At 73.1% G+C, this 20,293-nt stretch carries 14 protein-coding genes and 2 pseudogenes; 6 read left to right on the top strand and 10 right to left on the bottom strand.

Annotated features, from left to right (window positions below):
- Window positions 1-463, bottom strand: a pseudogene (locus AMK29_RS13650) (MFS transporter); the annotation flags it as partial.
- A gap of 127 nt (window positions 464-590) precedes the next feature.
- Between AMK29_RS13650 and AMK29_RS13645 the strand changes: the two are divergent.
- On the top strand, window positions 591-1,577 hold the full coding sequence (locus AMK29_RS13645) for an ArsR/SmtB family transcription factor (protein WP_073812353.1): 987 nt from the start codon (window positions 591-593) through the stop codon (window positions 1,575-1,577).
- Window positions 1,578-1,699: 122 nt separating this feature from the next.
- On the opposite strand, the gene gcl is transcribed toward AMK29_RS13645, so the two are convergent.
- Complete coding sequence (gene gcl, locus AMK29_RS13640) at window positions 1,700-3,478, bottom strand: glyoxylate carboligase (RefSeq protein ID WP_073812351.1); 1,779 nt, start codon at window positions 3,476-3,478, stop codon at window positions 1,700-1,702.
- 859 nt (window positions 3,479-4,337) lie between these two features.
- On the opposite strand from gcl, the pseudogene AMK29_RS37030 reads away from it, so the two are divergent.
- The 3 genes and pseudogenes from AMK29_RS37030 to AMK29_RS13625 all read left to right on the top strand — a co-directional run.
- Window positions 4,338-4,817, top strand: a pseudogene (locus tag AMK29_RS37030) (hypothetical protein); the annotation flags it as partial.
- 112 nt (window positions 4,818-4,929) lie between these two features.
- A complete protein-coding gene (locus AMK29_RS13630) occupies window positions 4,930-5,730 on the top strand; it encodes a TIGR04222 domain-containing membrane protein (protein ID WP_073812350.1) in 801 nt (266 codons plus the stop codon).
- 19 nt (window positions 5,731-5,749) lie between these two features.
- A complete protein-coding gene (locus AMK29_RS13625; protein ID WP_073812348.1) occupies window positions 5,750-6,310 on the top strand; it encodes a GNAT family N-acetyltransferase in 561 nt (186 codons plus the stop codon).
- Window positions 6,311-6,331: 21 nt separating this feature from the next.
- On the opposite strand, the gene AMK29_RS13620 is transcribed toward AMK29_RS13625, so the two are convergent.
- Together AMK29_RS13620 and AMK29_RS13615 are read right to left on the bottom strand one after the other, a co-directional pair.
- Window positions 6,332-7,933, bottom strand: coding sequence for an AMP-binding protein (locus AMK29_RS13620; RefSeq protein WP_073812346.1), 1,602 nt, complete (start codon window positions 7,931-7,933; stop codon window positions 6,332-6,334).
- Window positions 7,930-9,615, bottom strand: coding sequence for an AMP-binding protein (locus AMK29_RS13615; RefSeq protein WP_073812344.1), 1,686 nt, complete (start codon window positions 9,613-9,615; stop codon window positions 7,930-7,932). Before AMK29_RS13615 ends, AMK29_RS13620 begins: the two co-directional genes overlap by 4 nt.
- Window positions 9,616-9,723: 108 nt before the next feature.
- On the opposite strand from AMK29_RS13615, the gene AMK29_RS13610 reads away from it, so the two are divergent.
- The gene (locus tag AMK29_RS13610) at window positions 9,724-10,539 is read left to right on the top strand and encodes a helix-turn-helix transcriptional regulator (RefSeq protein ID WP_073813746.1); all 816 of its coding nucleotides are present in this window, start codon (window positions 9,724-9,726) and stop codon (window positions 10,537-10,539) included.
- A gap of 12 nt (window positions 10,540-10,551) precedes the next feature.
- On the opposite strand, the gene AMK29_RS13605 is transcribed toward AMK29_RS13610, so the two are convergent.
- The gene (locus AMK29_RS13605) at window positions 10,552-11,682 is read right to left on the bottom strand and encodes a winged helix DNA-binding domain-containing protein (protein ID WP_073812343.1); all 1,131 of its coding nucleotides are present in this window, start codon (window positions 11,680-11,682) and stop codon (window positions 10,552-10,554) included.
- A 313-nt stretch (window positions 11,683-11,995) separates the two neighbouring features.
- Between AMK29_RS13605 and AMK29_RS13600 the strand changes: the two genes are divergently transcribed.
- Window positions 11,996-13,105, top strand: coding sequence for a magnesium and cobalt transport protein CorA (locus tag AMK29_RS13600; RefSeq protein WP_073812340.1), 1,110 nt, complete (start codon window positions 11,996-11,998; stop codon window positions 13,103-13,105).
- 46 nt (window positions 13,106-13,151) lie between these two features.
- Here the strand turns inward: AMK29_RS13600 and AMK29_RS13595 are convergent, their stop codons facing one another.
- The 5 genes from AMK29_RS13595 to AMK29_RS13575 all read right to left on the bottom strand — a co-directional run bounded on the left by AMK29_RS13595 (window position 13,152) and on the right by AMK29_RS13575 (window position 20,234).
- Window positions 13,152-13,865, bottom strand: coding sequence for an alpha/beta fold hydrolase (locus AMK29_RS13595; RefSeq protein WP_073812338.1), 714 nt, complete (start codon window positions 13,863-13,865; stop codon window positions 13,152-13,154).
- A gap of 179 nt (window positions 13,866-14,044) precedes the next feature.
- Window positions 14,045-14,947 (bottom strand): helix-turn-helix transcriptional regulator, encoded by a 903-nt coding sequence (locus AMK29_RS13590; RefSeq protein ID WP_073812336.1) that lies wholly within the window; start codon window positions 14,945-14,947, stop codon window positions 14,045-14,047.
- Window positions 14,948-14,988: 41 nt separating this feature from the next.
- A complete protein-coding gene (locus AMK29_RS13585; protein WP_073812335.1) occupies window positions 14,989-15,840 on the bottom strand; it encodes an alpha/beta fold hydrolase in 852 nt (283 codons plus the stop codon).
- A gap of 137 nt (window positions 15,841-15,977) precedes the next feature.
- Window positions 15,978-17,225, bottom strand: coding sequence for a PucR family transcriptional regulator (locus AMK29_RS13580; RefSeq protein WP_073812333.1), 1,248 nt, complete (start codon window positions 17,223-17,225; stop codon window positions 15,978-15,980).
- A 135-nt stretch (window positions 17,226-17,360) separates the two neighbouring features.
- The gene (locus tag AMK29_RS13575) at window positions 17,361-20,234 is read right to left on the bottom strand and encodes a helix-turn-helix transcriptional regulator (RefSeq protein WP_073812331.1); all 2,874 of its coding nucleotides are present in this window, start codon (window positions 20,232-20,234) and stop codon (window positions 17,361-17,363) included.
- Window positions 20,235-20,293: the final 59 nt, after the last annotated feature.

Here is a 20,293-nt window from a genome sequence, read left to right as displayed (position 1 = left end):
CCGCGAAGCCGGCGATCTGGCAGACGCCGACCGCCATGTTCGTCACCGAGCGGCCGAGGAGGAAGCGCTCCCGGTCGAGGATCTCGTGCAGGAGCCCGTACCGCACCCCGCCGCCCAGCGAGGCCACGAGCCCCTCGGCGAGGAGGATCGCGAAGAGCGCCCACGTCGGCAGGCCGGGGAGCGCCAGGACGGCGGTGCCCAGGGCGAAGAAGACCGCCGTCCCGGTGAGCGCGGCGCGCGGCGGGAGCCGGTCCGCCGCCGAGAGCAGGGTGGTCGCGCCGAGCAGCTGGGCGAGCGAGGGGCCGAAGAGCGCGAGGGCGGAGAGCAGGGGGGAGCCGGTCGCGCGGTACACGAGCGTGGCGAGCCCGAGCCCCGCGACCGTCTGGGCGGCGGTGTGGGCGGCGCCGGTGAGGAAGAGCGGGGTGAACTCGGGTGTACGGAAGACGTCCTGGTAGCGGGGCATGCCGGGGAGTCTCCGGGCGGGCCGGCTCCGCCGATATTGTTTCGCCGGAGGGCGAAAGGACGGGCCCGCGACGCGTGGGCGGGACCCGCGCCGGGGCGTCTGGGCGCGAGGACGGGGGGCGGGCGTCGTGGGCTGGTGGCAGATCGGTACGGACGCGCTGGCCGGGGGCCGCTTCGTCGTCTCGCCGCTGGCCGAGACGATCGCGGCGCTCAAGACCCTGCACGCGGCGGCCGGTGCGCATCCGGGCGAACGGGCCTGGCTGGCCGCGCATCTCCCGGCGTACCGGGACCGTCTCGCCGCCGAACCGCTGGACGCGCTGCTCGTACGGGCGGCCATCGGGCCCACGTGGAACGCCGACTTCCTGACGCCGACGCCGACGGGCGGACGTGAGCGGTCCTTCGAGGAGGAGGTCGTGGCGGTCCGATCGGCCGAACCGGCCGACGCCGTGCCGCAGTTGGAGGTCGCGGTCGGTGGTCCCGTATCGGAGCCGCTGCGGTCGGCGAAGGACCTGCCGCACCGGATGGCGACGGTCCTGGAGTGGGTGTGGCGGGAGACGGTGCTGCCCGACTGGCCGCGCAGGCGCCGGGTCCTGGAGGCCGACGTGGTGGCGCGGACCGCGCGGCTCGCCCGGGACGGCTGGGCGGCGGCGCTCGACGAGCTGTGCCCGGGGAAGATGCGCTGGCTGGGCGACGGGCGGCTCCAGGTCAACCCGCGCGCGTACCCGCCGAGAAGGGTCGACGGCGGCCGGCTGTTCTTCGTGCCGGTGACGCCGGACCGGGGCTGGGTCTCCTGGGAGGGCTCCGAGCGGTTCGCCATCGTGTACGCGTGCTCCGGCGCCCTCGCGGACGTGCGCGGGCCCGTCGTGCCGGAGGCGCTCGGGGCGCTGCTCGGCGGGGCCCGCGCCGGGGTCCTCGTACGGCTGGAATCGCCCAAGTCCACGAGCCAGTTGGTGGCGCTGACCGGGCAGGGCCTCGGGTCCGTGGGGCGGCACCTGAAGGTCCTGCTGGACGCCGGCCTGGTGCGGCGGGGCAGGGCGGGGCGGTCGGTCCTGTACGAGTGGACGGCGGCGGGCGCGGTGCTGGTACGGGCGCAGGACCGGACGACCGGCGCGTGAAACGCGGGGCGGCGAGGCGGCGGGGGAACGCGGGTCGGCGGGTGAACGCCGGGCGGCCCCCGCCCCGGTGCTCCTCGGGGCGGGGGCCGTGTCACGGCTCCGTGCTCGGACCTGCTCCGTGATCAGACCTGGAGGGCCTTGATCGCGGTCGGCGCGTGGCCCGGCTCGGTGGCCAGGTCCTCGAACTCGGTGACGTCGCTCATGTCGACCGTCTTGCTCATGGCGATGTTGGTGATGCGCTCCAGGATCGCCTCGACGACGACCGGGACCTGGTGCTCGACGGCCAGCTTCTTGGCCTGCTCCAGCGCCTCGCCCAGCTTCTCCGGGTCGGTGACGCGGATCGCCTTGACGCCCAGGCCCTCGGCGACCTTGACGTGGTCGACGCCGTAGACGCCGATCTCCGGGGTGTTGATGTTCTCGAACTCGAGGTTGACCTCGAAATTGATGCCCAGACCGCCCTGCGCCTGGCGGATGAGCCCCAGGTAGGCGTTGTTCACGAGGACGTGGACGTAGGGGACCTTGTGCTGGGCGGCGACCGCCAGCTCCTCGATCATGAACTGGAAGTCGTAGTCGCCGGAGAGCGCGACGACCGGGGTCTCCGGGTCGGCGGTGGCGGCGCCGATCGCGGCCGGGATGGTCCAGCCGAGCGGGCCGGCCTGGCCGCAGTTGATCCAGTGGCGCGGCTTGTAGACGTGCAGGAACTGCGCGGCCGCGATCTGGGAGAGGCCGATGGTGGTCACGTAGCGCGTGTCCCGGCCGAAGGCCTTGTTCATCTCCTCGTAGACGCGCTGCGGCTTCATCGGGATGTTGTCGAAGTGCGTGCGGCGCTGCAGCGTGGCCTTGCGGTCCTGGGCGGAGGCGGCCCACGCGGAGAAGTCGGGCAGCTCGCCGGCGGCCTTCAGCTCCTTGGCGATCTCGATGAAGAGTTCGAGCGCGGCCTTGGCGTCGGAGGCGATGCCGTAGTCCGGGGCGAAGATCTTTCCGAGCTGCGTGGGCTCGACGTCGACGTGGACGAACTTCCGGCCCTTGGTGTAGGCGTCCAGGTTGTAACCGGTGTGGCGGTTGGCCCAGCGGTTGCCGATGCCGAGGACGAAGTCCGACTCCAGGAAGGTCGCGTTGCCGTAGCGGTGCGCGGTCTGGACGCCGACCATGCCGGCGGCCAGCTCGTGGTCGTCCGGGATGGCGCCCCAGCCCATGAGGGTGGAGATGACCGGGATGTTGGTCAGTTCGGCGAACTCGACGAGGAGGTCGGTGGCGTCGGCGTTGATGATGCCGCCGCCGGCGACGATCAGGGGGCGCTCGGACTCCAGGAGGAAGCTCAGCGCCTTCGCGGCCTGGGCGCGGGTGGCGCGCGGCCGGTAGACGGGCAGCGGCTCGTAGGTCTCCGGGTCGAACTCGATCTCCGTCAGCTGGACGTCGATCGGCAGGTCGATCAGGACGGGGCCGGGACGGCCGGACCGCATGAGGTGGAAGGCCTGCTGGAAGACGCCGGGGACCTGCGCGGCCTCCAGGACGGTGGTCGCGGCCTTGGTGACCGGCTTGGCGATGGTGGCGATGTCGACGGCCTGGAAGTCCTCCTTGTGGAGCTTCGAGACCGGTGCCTGGCCGGTGATGCAGAGGATCGGGATCGAGTCGGCGATCGCGGAGTACAGGCCGGTGATCATGTCGGTGCCGGCGGGGCCGGAGGTGCCGATGCAGACACCGATGTTGCCGGCCTTGGCGCGGGTGTAGCCCTCGGCCATGTGGGACGCGCCCTCGACGTGACGGGCGAGCGTGTGGTTGACGCCGCCCACGTTCTTGAGCTCGCGGTAGAAGGGGTTGATCGCCGCGCCGGGGACGCCGAACGCCTGGGTGACGCCTTCGCGCTTGAGGATCTCAACGGCCGCTGCGGCGGCGGTCATACGAGGCATGGGAGTGCTCCTGCTTCGGCCGGGCGGATCCAAGCCCACCGGTCGGCTGGGGAGCCCGGGCGGCTTGTTTCCGTAATGCGGAAATACTGTTCTGCTATACGGAAGCAATGTAGGTCGGGGTCCGGAGAGCCGTCAAGAGAAGTCCGCGCAGCGGGATCAGGGAAGTGGCCGAACACCCTCCCTCGGGGCGGCCGATGGGTGGACGATGGGGCGGAACGACAGGGGGTTGACCGTGGGTGAGTCGGTACCGGTGCGTTGCCCGGAATGCCTGCGCACGCAGGCGTACGCGGCACCCGTCTTCCCCTGCGCGTGCGGCAGCCCGGTGGCGCCGCCCGTGCGGGCGGGCGCGACGGCGGAACCGATCACGCACCGGAACTGGACGGACGAGTGGGTCACCGTCCGCTGCGCCGCCTGCGGCCGCGAGGACGACTGGCCCCACCCGGAACTGGGCTGCGCGTGCGGAACGGTGCTGCGGATACCGGTACGCCCGCCGGAACCGGGGACGCCGGGCGGAGCGGGGCCCTCCGGTACGGCGACGGGGCCCTCCGGTACCGCGCCGGGGTTCTCCGGCACGGCGACGGGGAGCGGCGGGCGCGGGCGTTCCGGTACGGCGCCGGAGACCGAAGGACCCGGACGCTCCGGTACCGCCCCCGAGGACGCCGGACCCCGGCGCGTCGGTGCGGCGCCGGACGGGGACGGCGGGCCGTCCGGTACGGCTCCGGGGACGGAGGGCTCCGCCGGTTCGGCGCCGTCGCACGCGGTCGAGCCCGGCTCGGAGTGGTTCGGTCCTGGTCCCGCCGGCGGGCGCGCGGCCGGCCCCGGCACGCCCGGACCCGCCGCTCACCGTCGCCGTCCCGTGGAGCCGCCCCGGCCCGCGGGGCCCCGCACCTTCGCCGAGCGGTACCCCGCGCACATCCCGCTGCCGCCCACCGCACCGCGCCCGGTTCCGGCACGGGGAGCCTTCCGCCCGGTGACGATCCGGACCGCCCGGGACGCGGTCGCCGCGGCCGCCGAGTACCTGCGCTGGCTGGGATACCGGGACGTCGTCCAGCCGGAGGAGCGCCCCGCGTCCGGGGTGGACCTGCGGGCGCCGGGGCTCGTCGCGCAGGTCGACCCGAGCACCCGGCCCACCGGGCTGCGGGCCGTCGAGCTGCTGTGGCTCAACGGGCTGAGCGCCTCCGCCATGAGCGTGCTCTTCTCGCTGGCGGGCTACACACCGGAGGCCCGTGAGCGGGCCGCCGAGGTCGGTCTCCCGCTCTTCGTGCTCGACCTGACCGGCACCCCGCAGCCGGTGAACGACGCCGCCGACGACCTGGCCGCGGGCGTCTGAGCCCGGGGCGACGGGCCCACGGCCCGCCCCGGCACTTCGGGATGCGAATCCGGCCATTCACGCGTGACGATCACGCTCCCCCGGGCACAACAACTGGGGGGGGGTGGGTGTCATGCCGACGGGAATGTGGTGGTTCATCGGAGCGGCCTGCGGGCAGCTCGTGGTCGCCGTCGTGTTGCTGCGAACCCGCAGCAGGGAAAGCGGAGCGCCGTGCCCGGACGGCGTGCCGCCGCCGCAGGCCCTGGCGCTGCTGCGGGGCGGGCGAAGGGCCGCCGTCACCGTGGCACTGGTGGCGCTGCACCAGCGCGGAGCCGTCGCGGCGGGCCGCAAACATACGATTCGGGCCAACGGCGGGCCGGGCCGCACCCGGGACCCCGTACAGCTGGGGGTGCACCGGGCGCTCCACCGGGCCTTCGCGCTGCGGGACCTCGTCCTGCGTCCCGAGGCGCGCCGGGCGGTGGACGCGCTGCACGGCGAGCTGCGCGCCACCGGGCTGATGCGGTCGCCGGCGCGGCGCGGGGCGGCCGGGGCGCTGCTGGGCTGCGTACCGCTGACGATCGGCGTGGGGGTGTACGTGACCGTGCCGTCCGACGCGGTCCAGGCGGTGCTGCTCGCGGCGGGGGCGCTGCCGGCGCTCATGGCGGTTGCGCTGCTGCGGCTGCCGCCGGCCACCCGGGCGGCGCGGCAGCTCCTCGCCGAGCTGCGGGAGCGGTACCCGCTGCCGTCGCACCGGCGCGAGGTGACGGACGGGTGGCTGGTCCAGCTGTACGTGGCGCTGTACGGAGATCCGGCGCTGTCCATGTTCCTGCCGCGGTTCTCCCTGGAGGGCGGGCTGCTCGACCGGCCCTGGGAGGCGGAGCGGAACCGGCCGCCGACGGATCGCGGTCCGGCCGCGGGTGACCGTCCGGGGTGAGGCCGCGCCATACTGTCGTATGCGCATCAGAGCGGCCACCCCGGCCGAACTCCCGCTGCTCCAGGACATCGAACGGGCGGCGGGCGAGCCGTTCCGTTCGCTCGGCATGGCGGCGATCGCCGACGACGACCCGCTCCCCCTGGACGTCCTGGAGGCGTACCGGGGCGCGGGCCGGGCGTGGGTGGCGGTGGACGCCGCCGATCACCCGGTCGCCTATCTGCTGACCGACACGGTCGACGGCTCGGCCCACATCGAGCAGGTGTCGGTGCACCCGGCAGCCGCGCGCCGGGGCGTCGGCAGGGCGCTGATCGAGCACCTGGCGGCCGCCGCCAGGGACCGTGGCCTGGCGGCGCTGACCCTGACGACGTTCACCGAGGTGCCGTGGAACGCGCCGTACTACGCGCGGCTCGGCTTCCGGCCGCTCGCGGAGACCGACCCGGCGCTGACGGACGGCCTGCGCGCCATCAGCCGCGCGGAGGCGGCCCACGGTCTGTCGGCCTGGCCGCGCGTCTGCATGCGCCGGGAGGTGCGGGGCCCCGACCTGGTCCGGACGGCGGAGACCGGGGCGGACAGCCGGTAGGACCCGCCCCCGGTGCACGCCCTAGGGTGCGGTCCCGGAGTCTCCGTACCGCTGTCGCAGTTCCACCTTCCGTACCTTGCCGCTCACCGTCATCGGGAACTCGGTGAGGATCTCCACCCTGCGCGGGATCTTGTAGTGGGCGAGCCGGTCGCGGCAGAAGGCGGTGACGTCGTCCGCGGTGGGCGGGTCGGCCGGGTCGCGGGGGATGACGCAGGCCATGATCTCCTCGCCGTACCGGGCGTCGGGGACGCCGACGACCTGGACGTCCGCAATCTTCGGGTGTCCGTGGAGGAACTCCTCGATCTCACGCGGGTACACGTTCTCACCGCCCCGGATGATCATGTCCTTGATGCGGCCGACGATCTGCACGTAACCGTCGTCGCGCATCACCGCCAGATCCCCGGTGTGCATCCAGCGACCGCTGTCGATCGCCTCGGCGGTCTTCTCCGGTTCGTCCCAGTAGCCGAGCATCACGCTGTAGCCGCGGGTGCACAGCTCCCCCGCCGTGCCGCGCTCCACGGTGAGCCCGGTCGCGGGGTCGGTGATCTTCACCTCGACGTGCGGCATGACCCGGCCGACCGTGCCCGTGCGGCGCTCCAGGTCGTCGTCACGGCGGGTCTGGGTGGAGACGGGCGAGGTCTCGGTCATGCCGTAACAGATCGACACCTCGGCCATGTTCATCTCGGCGACGACCCGCTTCATCACCTCGACCGGGCACGGTGAGCCGGCCATGATGCCGGTGCGCAGGCTGGAGAGGTCGTAGGCGGCGAAGTCGGGGAGGTTCAGTTCGGCGATGAACATCGTCGGGACGCCGTAGAGCGAGGTGCAGCGCTCCTCCTGCACCGCCCGCAGGGTGGCGGCGGGGTCGAAGGAGGGGGCGGGGATCACCACGCAGGCGCCGTGCGAGGTGGCCGCCAGGTTCGCCATCACCATGCCGAAGCAGTGGTAGAAGGGCACCGGGACGCAGATGCGGTCCTGCTCGGTGTAGGCGATCATCTCGCCGACGAAGTAACCGTTGTTGAGGATGTTGTGGTGGGAGAGGGTGGCCCCCTTGGGGAAGCCCGTCGTCCCCGAGGTGTACTGGATGTTGACGGGTTCGTCGCAGGAGAGCGGCTCCGGGCGCAGCTCTCCGGGCGTCCGGGCGAGGAACGCGTCCCAGCCCGGGTCCCCGAAGTACACCGCCTCGCGCAGTCCCGGGCACCGGGGGCGTACGTGGTCGACCATCGCCCGGTAGTCGCTCGTCCGGTGGGCGAGCGAGGCGAAGAGCAGGCTGATCCCCGCCTGGTCGAGGACGTACGCCAACTCGTGGGCGCGGTAGGCGGGGTTGATCGTGACCATGACGGCGCCGACACGGGCGGTGGCGTACTGGACGAGGACCCACTCCGCGCAGTTCACCGCCCAGATGCCGACGCGGTCGCCCTTGCGGACCCCGCTGCCGAGCAGGGCCCCCGCCAGCCGGTCGACGTCGGCGCCGAACTCCGCGTAGGTCCAGCGGCGACCGGTGGGGACGTCGACGAGCGCCTCCCGGTCGGGCCACGTGGCGACGGCCCTGTCCAGGTTGGTACCGATGGTGTCGCCGAGGAGGGGCGTGGTGGACGCGCCGTGGGCGTACGACAGGTTCATGCGCGCTCCCCCTCCACGTACTCCTGTCCGCCGCCTTCCGCCGTGAGCCGGCGCAGCTCCACCCGCCGGATCTTGCCCGAGACGGTCTTGGGCAGCTCGGCGAACTCGATGCGCCGGATCCGCTTGTACGGGGCGAGGACCGCGCGCGAGTGGGCGAAGAGGGCCTTCGCGGTCTCCTCGTCCGGCTCCCAGCCCGCCGCGAGGACGACATAGGCCTTGGGGACGGCGAGGCGCAGCGGGTCGGGGGCCGGGACGACGGCCGCCTCGGCGACGGCCTCGTGCTCGAGGAGGGCGCTCTCCAGCTCGAAGGGGCTGATCTTGTAGTCGCTGGCCTTGAAGACGTCGTCGGCCCTGCCGATGTACGTGAGGTACCCGTCCGCGTCCCGGGAGCCGATGTCGCCGGTGCGGTAGTAGCCGCCGGCCATCACCTCGGCCGTCTTCTCCGGGTCGCCGTGGTAACCGGTCATCAGGCCCACCGGATTGGTGGACAGATCGAGGCAGATCTCGCCCTCCTCCACGTCCGGCCGGCCGCTGACCGGGTCGACGAGGGTGACGCGGAAACCGGGGCTCGGGCGCCCCATGGACCCCTCCTTGAGCCGCTGACCGGGGCTGTTGGAGACCTGGACGGCGGTCTCCGTCTGGCCGAAGCCGTCCCGGACGGTGACGCCCCAGGCGCGCCGCACCGACTCGATGACCTCCGGGTTGAGGGGTTCGCCGGCGGCGACGACCTCGCGCGGCGGCGTCTTCAGGCGGCTCAGGTCGGACTGGATCAGCATTCGCCACACGGTCGGCGGGGCGCAGAAGCTGGTGACGCCGTGGCGCTCCATCTCGTCCAGCAGCCGGGCCGGGTCGAAGCGGGTGTAGTTGTGGACGAAGACGGTCGCCTCGGCGTTCCACGGGGCGAAGAGGTTGGACCAGGCGTGCTTGGCCCAGCCCGGCGAGGAGATGTTGAGGTGCACGTCCCCGGGCTCCAGGCCGATCCAGTACATCGTCGCGAGGTGCCCCACCGGGTACGAGGTGTGGGTGTGCTCGACCAGCTTGGGCCGGGCGGTCGTACCGGAGGTGAAGTACAGCATCAGGGTGTCGTCGGCGAGGGTGACCCCGTCGGGCTCGAACACGTCGGACGCGTCGGCGGCGTGCTCGTACCCCAGCCAGCTCACCCCGTCGCCGCCGACCGCGATCCGGGTGTACTCGCCGGGCACGTCGTCGAACTTGGCGGTGTCCTCGGCACGCACGATCACATGGCGGGCGCGGCCCCGGTCGACGCGGTCGCGCAGGTCGGCCGGGCCGAGGAGCGGGGTGGCGGGGATGACGACGGCGCGCAGCTTCATCGCGGCCAGCACGGTCTCCCACAGCTCGACCTGGTTGCCCAGCATCACGATGATCCGGTCGCCGGCGCGGACGCCCTGCGCGCGCAGCCAGTTCGCGACCCGGTCGGAGCGGCGGGACATCCCGGCGAAGGACACCTTCGTCTCGGAGCCGTCCTCCTCCACGAGGTGGAGCGCGGTCCTGTCGTTCCCCTCCGCGATGACGTCGAACCAGTCGAGCGCCCAGTTGAAGCGGTCGAACCGGGGCCAGGCGAAGCCCTCGTAGGCCGTCTCGTAGTCCTTCCGGTGCTGGAGCAGGAAGTCCCGGGCGGCCCGGAACCTCTCCGTCGCGCCGGTCGCGCTCGTCGCCGTCATACGTCCTCCTCGTTGCGGGACACGTCCCGGACATCGTGTAATCGGTGACCCGGGTCTCACTACCCCCGTTCGGGGGTGGACCAGCCGGTCGACGTCGGGGAGGGAACGGTGCGGGAGCACGCCGAATCGGTGGAGCTGCGCGGCGCGCTGCTGCGGCTGCGCGGCGCCACCGGCCTGCCGGTCGTCTTCGGCGGGCTGCTGCGCGACGGGCGCGTGCTGCGGATCGGTGAGGTGACGGGGGCGGTGACCCCGGCCCTGCACGGACTGACGATCCCGGCCGGCTCCGGGCTCGGCGGGAAGTGCCTGGCCCTGTCCCGGCCGTGCGCGGTCACGGACTACCGCTCCGCCCCTCACATCACGCACGAGTACGACGGCCCGGTGTCGGCGGAGGGGCTGCGCTCGGTGATCGCGGTGCCCGTCGTCGTACGCCGGAAGGTCCGCGGCGTGCTGTACGGGGCGCTGCGCGACGCGGTGCCGCTCGGCGACCGGGTCGTCGACGCGGCGGTCGCGGCGGCGCGGGACGTGGAGCAGGCCTTCGCCGTACGGGACGACATCGGCCGGCTGCTCGCGCCGCCCTCCCCCGGACCGTCCTGGGAGGAGGTCCGGCAGGCGTACGGGGAGCTGCGCGAGCTGGCGCCCCGGGTCGCGGACCCGGAGCTGCGGGAGCGGCTGCTCGCGGTCTGCGGGCGCCTGGAGACGGCCTCCGGCTCCTCCGCGCCCGCCCAGGGGCCGGCCCTGACGCCCCGGGAGACGGACGTCCTGGCGGCGGTGGCCTCGGGGGCGACGAACGCGACGACGGCGTCCCGGCTCGGGCTGCGCCCGGAGACGGTGAAGGGCTATCTGCGCTCGGCGATGCGGAAGCTGGGGGCGCACACCCGCATGGAGGCGGTGGTGGCGGCACGGCGGGCGGGGGTGCTGCCGTGAGCGCCGGTGCGGTCAGTCCTCGGGAGCGCGGAAGACGATCTCGTACGGGACGTCCCGCGGGGCCATGATCCGCAGGGTCCGCTCGGCCTCGGCGGCGAGTGCGGCCCGCGCGGCCCGGCCGGGCGTCTCGAACGGCTCGATCGTCATCGTGGTGCGCTCCTTGGTCTCGTCCAGGAACCAGAGTCCGGCGAGGAAGCCGTCGAGGAGGAACACCCGGTGGGCCTGGTTGCCGGTCCAGGTGCGGGAGCGGTGGCCGGCGCTGACGACGCGGGTGCGGTCGGCGTGCGAGAGGAGCAGGTTGTCGAACTCGGGGAGGAACCGGGGCGGGGCGGGGGTGTCCTCGTCGGGCCGGGGGGCGTCGGGCAGGTCGAAGAGCTCGGTGCCGCGCTCGGACCGGAAGACGAGGAGCCGGGGGCGCAGCCGCTCGAACGCCTCACCCAGCCGGGTCAGTCCGCCCCAGGTCTGCATGTCCTTGACGGAGGCGGGCCCGAAGGCGCCGAGGTAGCGCAGCACGGTCTCGTCGATGTCGGCGGCAGCTTCCGCCCCCGCGTCGTCCTGGAACCAGGTGTCCGTCGTGGTGAGGGCGACCTGGCCGCCGCGCCCCCAGAGGCCGCGCGGGGTGACCTGGACCAGGGGCAGGAGGCAGCGGGCGGCGACGGAGAGGGACTGCGGGTCGGCGTCGGGCCACTCCTGGAGGAGCTCCTCGCGCAGCTCCTTGGGGGTACGGGGGCGTTCGTCGACGAGCGCGCGGGCGAGGACGGAGAGCCGGTCGAGGTCGACGCCGTCGAGCCCGCCGCGGGAGACGAAGATGGCGAGCTCCCGGTCGATGGCCCCCGGCTGGACGAGCCCGCGCAGGGCGACCGCGTCCCGCGCGGTGTGGGTGTGCACGGTGGACCGCATGGTCACGATGCGGGCGACCTCCCGGGACTCCATCAGCGCGGACAGCTGCTCGGGCCGGAACCCTTCGAGGCGGGCGGCGAGGGCGTAGTACGGGGGCTTGGTGTTCTGCGCCTGGAGACCGAGGAGGTGGCCGACGGCCTCGGCGGCACCCAGGGGAGCGGGGCTCAGGAGCAGCTGCCGGGCGAGCGTGGCACGGTTCAGGGCGCGGGGACCGAGCACGGGGTGGTTCGTTGTGAGGGCCATGGTGGGAACGCTACTCGGGCTTGCGGACAGGTACGGTCCGCAAGGGGCGATGCCGATGCTCGGGAGCGGGGCCTGCCCGGGGCCGCCCCGAGGCCAGGGCCGTCCGGAGCGGGACCGGTCCGAGGCCGCCCCGAGAGGGCGGTCCGGAGTGGGACCGGTCCGAGGCCGCCCCGAGGCCACGGCGGTCCGGAGCGGGGCCTGCCCGGGGCCGCCCCGATGCGCGCCGCCTCGACCCCGGGCACCGGCACGGGACGCCGCGCCCGGGCGGTTCGTCCGCTATATCCTGCCCGGAGACCCCAGGAGGTGTTCGAGGATGTCCGACCGCCGCCCCCGCGCGGCGTGGCGCCGCCCGCCGGCCGAGCCGCCCGCGGCCGCCGCCTCCCCGGAGCCGCCCGAGGCCCGGCCGAGCGTGGTGCAGGCCGGCCTGTACCGGGACGGCCACCGGGTCTCCTCCCCCGCGACGCTCTCGGAGACCTTCCGGCAGTTGCGCGAGCACCCGGACGGCATGGCGTGGATCGGCCTCCAGCGTCCGACCGAGGACGAACTCCACTCCCTCGCGGCCGAGTTCGACCTGCACGAACTGGCCGTCGAGGACGCGATGGAGGCCCACCAGCGCCCCAAGCTGGAACGGTACGGCGACACGCTGTTCGTCGTCCTGCGCGCCGCCCGCTACCTGGACGCCCAGGAGGAGGTCGACTTCGGCGAACTGCACGTCTTCGTGGGCCCGGACTTCCTGATCACGGTCCGCCACGGCGCCGCCCCGGACCTCTCCGCGGTCCGCCGCCGCATGGAGCAGGCCCCGGAACTCCTCGCCCTCGGCCCGGAAGCGGTCCTGTACGCGATCCTCGACGCGGTGGTCGACGGCTACGCCCCGGTGGTGGAGGGGGTCCAGAACGACATCGACGAGATCGAGACGGAGGTCTTCGGCGGCGACCCGGCGGTCTCCCGCCGCATCTACGAACTCTCCCGCGAGATGGTCGAGTTCCAGCGCGCGACCCGCCCCCTGGTGGGCATGCTCCACGGCCTGATGGCGGGCTTCGCCAAGTACGGCACGGACGAGGAACTCCAGCGCTACCTCCGCGACGTCGCCGACCACGTCACCCACACCAGCGAACGCGTCGACGGCTTCCGCCAGGCCCTCGCGGACATCCTCACGGTCAACGCGACCCTGGTCACGCAGCAACAGAACGCCGAGATGAGGGCCTTGGCGGAGGCGGGCTTCGAACAGAACGAGGAGATCAAGAAGATCTCGGCCTGGGCGGCCATCCTGTTCGCACCCACCCTCGTCGGCACCATCTACGGCATGAACTTCGACAGCATGCCGGAGCTGCACTGGACGGGCGGATATCCGTTCGCGATCGGTTTGATGGGGCTTGTCTGCACCGGCTTGTACGTGATCTTCAAGCGACGGGACTGGCTCTGAGGGGTGTCTGCCGCCGACCGCTCCTGGCGTCGTGGCGGCCGGTCGGTCAGTTCGTCGCCCGTATCGCGTCCCTGATCAGGTCGGCGACCCGTGTGGGCTCGGACAGGACGACGGCGTGGGAGGCGTCCGGGAGTTCGACGACGACGGCGCCGGCCCGTGCGGCGCCGAAACGCTGGACCTCGGGGCTGATCGTGCGGTCCGCCCCGGCCACCAGGGCCCAGGACGGTTTCGTCCGCCACGCCGCCGCGGACACGGCCTCGGTGAAGGCGCGCGTGGCGAGCGGGCGTTGGGACGCCGCCAGGACACCGGCGACGTCCTCGGGCATGTCCGCCGCGAAGACGGAGGGAAAGGCCGCCTCCTCGATGGTGACCTCGACCGCCGAGTCGCCGGCGGGGAGCGGGTACGTCCACTCCTTCAGGCTGCCCGTCAGCGCAGACTCGGGGAAGCGCCCTCGGAGCCGGTCGAGACTCTCGCCCTCGTGGGGCACGAAGGCGGCCACGTAGACGAGCGCGACGACGTTCTCCGCGGTGCCGGCCACAGTGATCAGCGCGCCGCCGTAGGAGTGGCCGACGAGTACGGCCGGGCCGTCGACCTGCGCGAGGACGGAGGTGAGGTAGGCGGCGTCCGACGTCAGCCCCCGCAGCGGGTTCGACGGAGCGATCACCGGGATACCGCTGCTCCGCAGTTCCGAGATGACGCCTATCCAGCCTGTCGCGTCGGCGAACGCGCCGTGCACGAGGACGACGGTGGGGTTGGTCATGGGAGTTCTCTTCTCGGTGTCGGGCCACCTGTGGGGCGTCGTCACGACGGTCGGGGCGCGGCCCGGAGTGCGGCGGGAGGTCCGAGCGACGGTCACTCACGGTAGAGCCGTGGAAGCGGCTCCTCTTGTACGTGCGCGCAGCCGCGCTGTCCTGACGGCGCACACGCCTCTCGGCGCCTTCACTCGTCCTTGGCGCCGGTGGTCGTCGTCGCGAAGGCCGAGGTCGCCAGCGCGTGCCATTCGCTGGGGCTCATGCCGTAGGCCCCGCGGAAGGTGCGGCTGAAGTGCGAGGGGCTGCTGAAGCCCCAGCGGTGCGCCACCGCGGCCATGGTGATCCTCCGGTTGGAGCGGCCCAGTTCGAGCCGGCAGAACTCGAGCCGGCGCTGCCTCACCCATTGGCTCACGGTGCTGCCGTCGTTCTGGAAGAGCTTCTGCAGGTACCGGACGGAGATGTGGTGGGCGCGTGCGATCGACTCCGGTGAGAGGTCCGGGTCCATCAGATGCTCTTCGATGTAGCCGTGGATACGGGACAGCATCTCGTTGACGGCTCCGGAGGCGTCGTCCGCGTCGTCCGTCGTGTCCGCTTCGAGGAGCTCCATGACCAGGACCGAGAGGAGGTGTACGGCCGTCCGGGCACGACGGTCCCCGATCGTGGACCGTCGGAACTCCGCCTCGGCGGCGAGCGCGGTCAGGAAGTCGGACGCCAGCGCCCCGATCCCCTCCCGGCCGCGTACGGGTACGCCGAGCACCTGGTTCAGTTCCGGCTCCGTGACGCCCAGATAGCAGCGGGGCACCCGGAAGAAGATCATTCGGCAGTCCTCGCCGAACCGCAGCAGGTGCTGTCGGGCCGGGTCGCAGAAGACCAGGTCGTTCGGCTCCAACACGGTGTCGGCCCGCTCGTGGACGACGGTGACGGGCCCCCGGACGTGGACGCCGAGGTAGATGTGGTTCCGGTCGTTCGCCTCCGGCATCTCGGAAAGCATCTGGACCAGCCACCCCGAGCGGGAGGAGGGGGGTGCGGTCGGATCGGGCGCCTGCCCGGGCTCCCGTTCGGGCGCACGTGACATCAGTGTGAGGGTCATGGGGAGTCCTAGCCGTAGGTGCGTGCGGGCGGAGGGGGGATTCACGCCCCGTTCGCCGGCTCCTGGGCCAGGAACTTCTCCACCACGGCGTTGAAGGCCGGCGGGTTCTCCAGGAAGGGGAAGTGCGAGCTCGCCACGTCGGAGGCGAAGACGTGCAGGCGTGCGCCGGGAATCCGCTCGGCGACGAAACGCTGCGAATCGGGGTGCACATGGCTTCCCTCGCAGCCGATCACCAGGGTCGGCACGTCGATCCGGGGAAGCACGTCGCGCCAGTCCTGCGCGCAGTGGTCGAACAGCAGCGGGACGCCCGCGTAGGCGGGTGTCGACCGGATCTCCTCGTGGACGAAGGCCAGCACCTCGGGGTCCGGCTCGCCGGAGAACATGCCGCGCACGAACTCGGCGCGGACCGTGTCGCCCTCCGGCCCCGCGAGGGCCGCGCCCAGGTACAGCAGCCCCGACACATCGAAGATGGCACCGGAGTCCCGCTGTTCCCGCTCGGTCATCCAGGGCACGGCCGCGACCGCCGCGGGCTGGTCGACGGCGACGAAGCGCCGGATCCGCCCGGTCCCGTACTGGTCGATGAAGCTCCACCACACCGAGACCCCCATGGACCAGCCCAGCGCGTCGAAACGGTCGAGACCGAGATGGTCGACGAGTTCGAGCACATCGCGGGAGAGCCGGGCGATGCGGTAGCCGTGCCGCGGTCCGCCGGACTTCCCGTGGCCGCGGAGGTCGACGGTGACGACGCGACGGCCGGGCGCCAGTCCCTCGATCTGGTGGCGGAACATCGCCTGCGTCTGCCCCCAGCCGTGCAGCATCACCAACGGGACACCCTCGCCGCCGGTGTCCTGGTACGCGAGCCGTGCGCCGTCCGTCGTGATCAGTTCCTTCATGACCTCTCCCCTGGTCAGAGGCGGTACGTCGTTCCCGCCGTCCCGAACATCATCGAATGGGGCCCGCCGCCCGCACCACCGCGAGCTGTAGGAATCGGGCCGTGGATCCTCCTCGTTCTGTCGAAGCGGGTCCGTGGTCAGACGACCCCGCCGCCGCCCGGGGCCAGAAGTTCCTCGATCCTGAGGCCGAGGTGCAGAGTGAGCCGGTGGGCGCCGTCGTCGAGGTCGAGTCCGGTGATCTCCTGAATCTGGCGCAGGCGGTAGTAGAGCGAGGTGCGGTGGATCCCCAGCGTGTCCGCGGTCCGGGGGATCGATCCCGCGTGTTCGAGGAAGCAGCGCAGGGTGTCCCGCAGGCGGTCGCCGCCGTGCGCGGCGCTCAGGGTACGGAGCGGCTTCGGGACCAGGGACGCGTTCAGGGCGTGCTCGGGGAGCTGGAGGAGCATCGCGAGCTCCCCGAGCAGCTCCCAGTCACCGGCGTTCTTCAAGGTGGGCAGTCGGCGTGCCGCGCGTGCCGCGACGAGCGCCTGCTCGTACGACGTCCATGCGTCGTCCAGGCTGGGGTGCCGGCCGCCGACGCCGATCACGGGGTCCGCCGACGGTCCCAGGAAGGTGCGGAGTTCGTCCAGGATGCGAGCGGACTGCGCGGTGACCTCGTCCTGGCCGGGGGGACGGTCGCGCAGCTGGAGCAGTGTCGCCCGCTCCCTGCCGATCGCGATGAGGCCCTGGGCGGAGCGCGTCTGCCGGAATCCCTCCAGCGCCCCCCACAGGGCCGCCTCGGACTGCCGCACGAGCTCGGTCGCGCAGCTCAGCTGGACGACGGTGACCAGGACGTGCTCGGCCGCTCCGAGCAGGCCGAGTTCCTCGCCCCGCCGCCGTGCGGTGGTACGGGCGGCGACGTCGGTGCCGACGAGTTCGAGGACGAGGTCCCGCTCGTCGGCCTTCCGGGTGTCGGTGGCGATGTGCTCCCCGTGCATCTGCGCCGCCATGGCGTCCGCGGCCCGGGCGATGGCACGTGTCTCGTGCTCCGCGAGCGTCTTCTCGGGCACGACCACCAGGAGCAGTCCGAGGAGATGCCCGCGCTCGCGCAGGGGCACCACGTAACGGGGCAGCAGTCCGAGGTCGTCACGGCCGTCGATGAATCCGGCCCGGGGCCACTGGGTCACGCCCTGCGCGAGGACGTAGCGGATGGCCGCGTTGTCGGCGCGGCCCTGCAACAGGGTGCCGATGCGGACCGGGTCCTCGTCGCCGAAGTGGCGGCTGGTGCAGACCATGCGGACCAGCGGGTCGTCGACGGCGACGGACCGGCCGAGCCGCTCCGCCAGCTCGTCGACAAGCGCCTGGAGCTCGGGGCTGCCGGGGCGGGCTCGCTGGAGCCTCACGGTCATGCGCTGTTCCTCTCTCGACCAACGGTTCCCGCGGACTTCTCCATTCCGCGACTTTGATCATTCTGAGGAAGCGATGACGTCGGCACATCACACGAATCGTCCATTGCCGCGACACCCACAGGGGATACGAAGTGACTACTCTCCGCTGTCGCGGTGCAGCACCAGCCGGGTCAGCTCCACGCGCGAGGTGACGTCCAGCTTGGTGAAGGCCCGGCGCAGGTGCGAACTCACCGTGTGCGGCGAGAGGGAGAGGCGCTCGGCCACCTGTCGGTTGGTCAGCCCACGTGCCACGAGCCGCACCGCCCGTATCTCCGCGGCCGTCAGCTCGGGCCACGCCGCGGAGAGTCCGGCCGTCGAGGGCCGGCGGCGGACACCGGCGGCCCGCAGGCGCCGGCGGACGCGTGCGACGTCCCGCTCGGCGCCCGCTCGCCCGTAGAGCGCGAGGGCCGTGTCGAAGTACGGCACCGCTTCGGACCTGCGGGTGACCGCCAGCTTGCGTCCTGCGTCCTCCAGTGCCGACGCCCGGGCCAACGGCCGAGGGCAGTCCTCGTACAGCCGGACGGCACGTACGAGAGGGGCGAGGTCGTTGTCGAGGAGCCCCCGGGCGTGCGCGGCCGTGGCGGCGAGGAACGTGAGGTCGGGGTTGAGCGCGGCCAGTCGCTCGGCCAGGACCACTGCCTGCGCGGCCCGTTCGTGCGCGCCGGCACGCAGCGCCAGGCGGACGAGGACCGGGGCGTCGGCGGGGTCGACCATGCCGGAGTAGGCCGGTCTGTCCGCGGCGGGCGCCGTCATCACCTCGTCGAGTTCCGCCATGGCACGGTCGGGCCGGCCCTCGAAGTCGGCCATCAGCGCCAGCATCCAGGAGCCGAAGTGCCGGACGACGGGTGCGGCGTCGGTCCGCATGCGCCTCGCCTCCGCGGCGTAGGCTCGTGCGGTCTGCCGGTCGCCGGTGTGGAGGGCGACGCGCATCATCACGTACCGGAGCGTGACGTCGGCGAGGTTGCCCGGGCCGGGATCGTCGGTCGTCGCGGCCGCGGCTTCGGCGTCGGCCCGGGCGTCCGTCAGCCGTCCGGCCTCCAGAAGGATGCGGGATCGGGTCATCAGCCACATACGGGTGGCCGCCGTCCGGCCCTGCTTCCCGGTGATCCGGATGCCGTCCTCGGCGGCGGCGAGCGCCTCCGCGGACCGTCCGGTGGTGTGCGACAGGAGGGCGTGCCACAAGGCCTCCGGAACCCACAGCGAGGTGCTGACGCCCAGGGCGTCGGCCAGCGCGGCGGCCCGCTCGGCCTGCCGGAACGCCTCGGTCAGGTCCATGCGGTGGAAACTCACGGCCGAGCGGACCGTCGTCAGCGTGGCCTCGGCGGAGCGGTCGCCCGCCGCCGCCGCCGTCTCCCACGCCTCCGCGGCGACCTGCTCGGCCGCCAGGTGCTCGCCCGACATCGACAGGCCGACGGCGAGCATGGCGAGCAGTCGACTCCTCACGTCCACGGGGATCCCGGGCAGGGCCGCCCCGGCGCGGGCCTGGCGGACCGCCTCGGAGAAGTCGAACGGTACGGCGAGGCGGGCCAGGGCGAGGCGTATGTGCGCCTCGTCCTCGGGTGCGATGCCGGCGGTCGCCAGGGCGGAGGCTCCCAGCTCGCGCGCCTGGGCGGCCCGGCCCGTCTGCCAGAGCAGCGGGATCGTCTCGGCGATGACCCGCGGCCGCTCCGGAGCGTCGGCCGTGGTCAGTTCCAGGGCCTTGAGGCTGCGCTCCGCGGCCGGTCCGGGAGCGGTGGCCGCGAGGTCCGCCGCGGCGGTGCGCAGCCGGTCGGCCTCCGCCGCGTCTCCCGGCCCCGCGCTCCCGGCGACCGCCGCGTCCGCCGACGCCCTCCCGGCCGACGGCCCGGGACGCTCCCCGGGGGAGGCCGCGCCCCCCGGCGGCGGCTCGGCGGCCTGATCCCGCAGGGCCTGACGCAGGGGCAGGGGGAGGCCGGCCTCCACCGCCTCGCGGATCAGTTCGTGGCGGAAGGCGAGGCGGTCACCGCTTTCGGTGAGCAGGTCGGCGTCGAGGGATTCCCGTACCGCTGTGATGAGCGCCGCCGAGGACCTGCCGAGCAGTTCGGCCAGCAGCGCGACGGTGACCGGGCCGCCCACGACGGCCGCCGTCTGCACCAGCTCCCGTGCCTCGTCGGACAGCTGGTCGAGGCGGCGCCGGACGGAGGGGAGTCCCCGTGGGGCGGGGGGCCCGGCCGGCAGCCTGGCCGTGCCGTTCTCGATCATCACCGCCTCCCGCAGCGAGCCGAGCAGCTCGACCAGCAGCTGCGGGACTCCTTCGGCGCGGCGGGCGACGCGGAGGACGTCCGGGTCGGGAGCGGCGCCGAGAACGTCCTCGGTGATCCGCGTGGTGGCCTGGTCGTCCAGCGCTCCCAGTGCCAGCTCGTGCGCGCCTGCCTGCCGGATCCTGTCCAGGGTCGTGCGCACTCCTGACGGCACGCTTCCGCCGCGCACGGCGACCAGCCACAGGATGGCGTGCGAAGAGAGTCCGGCCGCGAGGGTGTTGAAGGTGAGAAGGGTCAGGTCGTCGCACCACTGGAGGTCGTCGAGGACGACGAGCAGGGGGCCGTCTCGAGCCGTCTCCCGGAGACGGTCCCCCAGTTCCTGGAGCAGCCAGAAGCGCCGGCCGGGTGTCGTGGCGAGGTCCCTGAGGCGGACGGCTCCCGACAGCGGTTCCTCGCCGGAGAGCAGACCGTCGAGGAGCGGGCCGAGCGGCACGAACTGTTCGTCGGGGTCCGCCGCTCCCTCGAAGACTTTCGTCCCGCGCCGCCTCGCGGCCGCCGCGGCCTCCGCGAGGATCCTGGACCTGCCGATGCCGACGGGGCCTTCGACACGGACGATCCCGCCTCTGCCCCGGTGGAGCGCGTCGAGCCGCGCCTCGATGGACGCCAGTTCGGCGTCCCTGCCGCGGAGGGGCGTCCGTACGCCCTCGGGTTCCTCGGGCACGGTCCTTGTCGTCACTCGGTGCACGCTCATACGGCCGAACAGTATGAACCATGTGCACCGCCCCGCCGTCGTCCGGCCCGGGGGCCCGT

Source organism: Streptomyces sp. CB02261, assembly GCF_001905665.1.
GTDB lineage: Bacteria > Actinomycetota > Actinomycetes > Streptomycetales > Streptomycetaceae > Streptomyces.
The sequence above is the reverse complement of the archived record's forward strand: the minus strand, read 5'-3'. Positions and strand labels throughout refer to the sequence as shown.